This window comes from Polynucleobacter sp. 35-46-11 (genome assembly GCF_002281105.1).
Genome location: NZ_NCFJ01000285.1, coordinates 1 through 3306, shown reverse-complemented (window position 1 = coordinate 3306; position 3306 = coordinate 1). Strand labels below are relative to the sequence as shown.

Below are 3306 nucleotides of genomic sequence, written 5' to 3'. Positions count from 1 at the left end.
TGGTACAGATGCCGCAAGACTCACGCCTACAATGAGATCTTGCTGATAGCCTTTAAATTGATCAAGAGTTAATGCCGGGGCGCCATAGAGATTAATTGCGGCCTTAATCAGCGGGTCAGATAGACCTTCCGCGCTGGCATTCACTGTTTGTCCGCCGATACTACTTGATCCACTCAGTTGGCCATAAGGAAGAACTAGAGTAATTTTTCCAGATTGACCGCCGGCATCAAAAATATGGGTGAGACCCATGACCTCACTAGTGAGCGTGTAATTTCCGGCCTTGGCTTGTGCAACTCCAGCACTGATGAAGTTAATGCCTACTGGTGCATTAGAATAAGTGCGTGCCTCGATTTCTTGTGCCTGAGGTAATCCAGGTAATAGCGAAATAAATGCTGCTACAAGGCAAGACAATATCCAGCAACTTCTACCTTGAAGATAGAAGGGTGAATTGAGCATCAAGAATTTCAGACCGCAGTCTTATTTACTTGTTTTATGTTTATTGCCAAATAAGATTTCTATAGTGGCAGGACTTCCAAGCGTCAAGCTCATGCCCGTCAATAAAAGATAGGGCCAGACAATTAACCAATACACAATTGACATCGCTACTACCCGCAATGGATTTGATTGACCAAATTCAGCCATGGAAGCAAGGAATGCTTTTCCATGAATCAATCCTGAACGCCAGCCTCTAAATAATTTAATCCCAAAACAACCAGTAGGTAAATCACGGACTCTAAAAAAAGTGAGCCAACGATGCCATCCGTTTTGTTCACTTTGATTGGAAAGGCAACCTGAGCTAGCAACATGAACTTAGCACATATGGCTGCTTTGAATAGGGCAAAACCAAAGATGGACAGAGGAATAGGGCTCTCATCTAGTGAGGCAGCCCCTAAAAAAGCAATCGCACAAAACCAAGTCCCGAAGTAAACGGTCAACTGAAATGCCTTTACAAATTCTTCCTTTGCTTTCTGTTTAAAGGTATGCGTGGGAGCTGAATTTGATGATGTTCCGTTCATGAAAACTTTCTTAGAAATTGGATTAGCAGTTACTGCAAGAGCCGCCAGCCTCAACAGGGGCGGGTTCTTGGGTATAGCGAGCAATAAATGCGTGTTTACTCTTGAGTGGTAATTGAATCCAAACAAAGTGACCTGAGCCAGGCGCAACATCAATAGGTTCGCCTTTGAGATTCCACATGGCATCTAGCACCATGTCTTGGTTGCCCTCGGGCTCAATGATTTCTAATTTGTCGCCAAGGGAGAAGCGATTTTTTACATCCACCTTGACGCGACCAGAGGCCTCATCAATTTCTAAAGTTTCACCAACATAGAGGCTTCTGCCGGACAGGGAGTGGCCACGCATATAGAGTTGATATTCTTTATCGTGGTGACGCTCATAAAAACCATCTGTATAGCCACGATTTGCAAGACCCTCTAGATTACCAATCAGAGACATATTCATGGGACGACCAGCTACGGCATCATCAATCGCAGTACGGTAAGCCTGGCAAGTACGAGAAACATAATAAGGTGACTTGGTGCGACCCTCAATCTTGAAGGAGTCCACACCCATTTTGGTTAGGCGTTCAATATGCTCAATCGCACGCAAATCTTTTGAGTTCATGATGTAGGTGCCATGCTCGTCTTCTTCCATGGGCATCAAATCATCTGGACGACGCGCCTCTTGAAGAAGGACAACATCTCCGCTGGTATTTTGTTGGCCTGGCTTGACTTTGTAATCCCATCGACAGGCATTGGTACAAGCACCTTGGTTAGAGTCGCGATGTGACATATAGCCAGATAGCAAGCAGCGACCTGAGTAGGCAATACATAAAGCGCCATGAACAAAGACCTCTAGTTCCATTTCTGGACAGTCTTGACGAACTTCTTCGATTTCATCAAAAGAAAGTTCACGCGACAGAATGACACGACTAATACCAACAGAGCGCCAGAACTTCGCAGAGGCACCATTCACTGTATTAGCCTGAACTGATAAATGAATCGGCATATCTGGCCAAGCTTCTCTAGCCATCATGATCAGACCGGGATCCGACATGATCATGGCATCAGGTTTCAATGCAACTACAGGATCCATATCTTTAATGTAGGTGCGTGTCTTGCCGCCATGGGGGAGCAAGTTAGAGACTAGATAAAACTTTTTACCTAAAGCATGCGCGGTATCAATACCTTCTTTGAGTGTCTCCATTTTTCCGAAGTCGTTATTACGTACTCGGAGTGAATAACGTGGCTGTCCGGCATAAATGGCGTCAGCACCAAAGTCAAAGGCGGTACGCAGCATGGAAAGGCTGCCGGCAGGAGCTAGAAGTTCAGGGATCTTAGTCATGGGGGCTATTTTAGTGAATACAGGCATTCTTGGTAGATTTGCCGTAACACCGAGCTCTGAAGGCGGCTAAGCCCCAATTTATCGAGTTATTCCAGGTAAATAAGCCACTATGCAGAGTATCCTACGGGGTCTGTGGACAGCATTGCAAAAATTGAACAGAGAGCCTTCCCTTGATCTGTCCACCCGAAATTTAAGGCACTCATTAAAGAATCAGAAAGAACGCAATGACAAAACTCACATCCAAGCCAATCTTAAAAAAAGCGAGTGGCATTTTGGCGCAAGAGTTTGCTATACCTAAGGACATCGCCTGGGCCTGGGTCACACTATTGTTATCCCAGGAAGAGCAAAAGCACGACAGCGAAGAAAAGCGCTATGCCCGCATTGCAGAATTCGAAGCTTGGATTACGGAGCTCAATTTACCAACTGACCCAAAAAATCCTGCAAGTGCTGCAGTAAGTCCAGAGTCAGTAAAAAATTCAGCAAGAAATGTATTTGAGTGGCCGCATGAATACATCTTTGAAGAGCCTGTAGCAGCTAAGCATCCAGACTCCAAAGCTACTTACAGCGATACGATCACTAAACCCATCTTAGATTCCATTAAAGATGCTGGAGGTTCTGATGATCGTCCGGCACTCATTGCCATATTAGAAGGCTACGCAAAAGAAGGTAAAGAACCATTTGCTAATGTGACAACAGAAGGTATTGAGTGGAAGGGCAGCAATTGGTCCGAGGGAGATAAGCTGAATCTTCTCACCATCAAAACCCTTAATAACCGTCTCGCTAATCTAAAAAAGAAGGGGTTGATCTAGGTTCAATCACTTCACCCAAGTCGCAAAAGAAAAAACCACCTAAAAGGTGGTTTTCTTGTATCTGGCTCCTCGACCTGGGCTCGAACCAGGGACCTACGGATTAACAGTCCGGCGCTCTACCAACTGAGCTATCGAGGAATAAGCCGATATTATAGCA

At 45.2% G+C, this 3306-nt stretch carries 4 protein-coding genes, 1 tRNA gene and 1 pseudogene; 1 reads left to right on the top strand and 5 read right to left on the bottom strand.

Translation table 11 applies throughout. The annotated features are described in order from the left end of the window. The 4 genes and pseudogenes from B7Y67_RS13565 to B7Y67_RS13550 all read right to left on the bottom strand — a co-directional run. Positions 1-456, bottom strand: a pseudogene (locus tag B7Y67_RS13565) (hypothetical protein); the annotation flags it as partial. A gap of 21 nt (positions 457-477) precedes the next feature. After that, positions 478-642 (bottom strand): hypothetical protein, encoded by a 165-nt coding sequence (locus tag B7Y67_RS13560; RefSeq protein WP_293599106.1) that lies wholly within the window; start codon positions 640-642, stop codon positions 478-480. 26 nt (positions 643-668) lie between these two features. Continuing rightward, positions 669-1016: a hypothetical protein gene (locus B7Y67_RS13555; protein WP_293599105.1), complete on the bottom strand. Its 348-nt coding sequence runs from the start codon at positions 1014-1016 to the stop codon at positions 669-671. A gap of 22 nt (positions 1017-1038) precedes the next feature. Continuing rightward, positions 1039-2340 carry a U32 family peptidase gene (locus B7Y67_RS13550; RefSeq protein ID WP_293599104.1) on the bottom strand — a complete coding sequence of 434 codons (1302 nt, stop codon included), beginning with the start codon at positions 2338-2340 and terminating at the stop codon, positions 1039-1041. A gap of 224 nt (positions 2341-2564) precedes the next feature. On the opposite strand from B7Y67_RS13550, the gene B7Y67_RS13545 reads away from it, so the two are divergent. Next, on the top strand, positions 2565-3149 hold the full coding sequence (locus B7Y67_RS13545) for a hypothetical protein (RefSeq protein ID WP_293599103.1): 585 nt from the start codon (positions 2565-2567) through the stop codon (positions 3147-3149). 62 nt (positions 3150-3211) lie between these two features. Here the strand turns inward: B7Y67_RS13545 and B7Y67_RS13540 are convergent. Then, positions 3212-3287 (bottom strand) — tRNA-Asn (locus B7Y67_RS13540). Positions 3288-3306: the final 19 nt, after the last annotated feature.

Bases quoted from the DNA above. Each gene is read 5' to 3' on its own strand.
- B7Y67_RS13560 (WP_293599106.1), bottom strand. From the start codon at position 642: ATGGCTGAATTTGGTCAATCAAATCCATTGCGGGTAGTAGCGATGTCA.
- B7Y67_RS13550 (WP_293599104.1), bottom strand. From the start codon at position 2,340: ATGACTAAGATCCCTGAACTTCTAGCTCCTGCCGGCAGCCTTTCCATG.
- B7Y67_RS13555 (WP_293599105.1), bottom strand. From the start codon at position 1,016: ATGAACGGAACATCATCAAATTCAGCTCCCACGCATACCTTTAAACAG.
- B7Y67_RS13545 (WP_293599103.1), top strand. From the start codon at position 2,565: ATGACAAAACTCACATCCAAGCCAATCTTAAAAAAAGCGAGTGGCATT.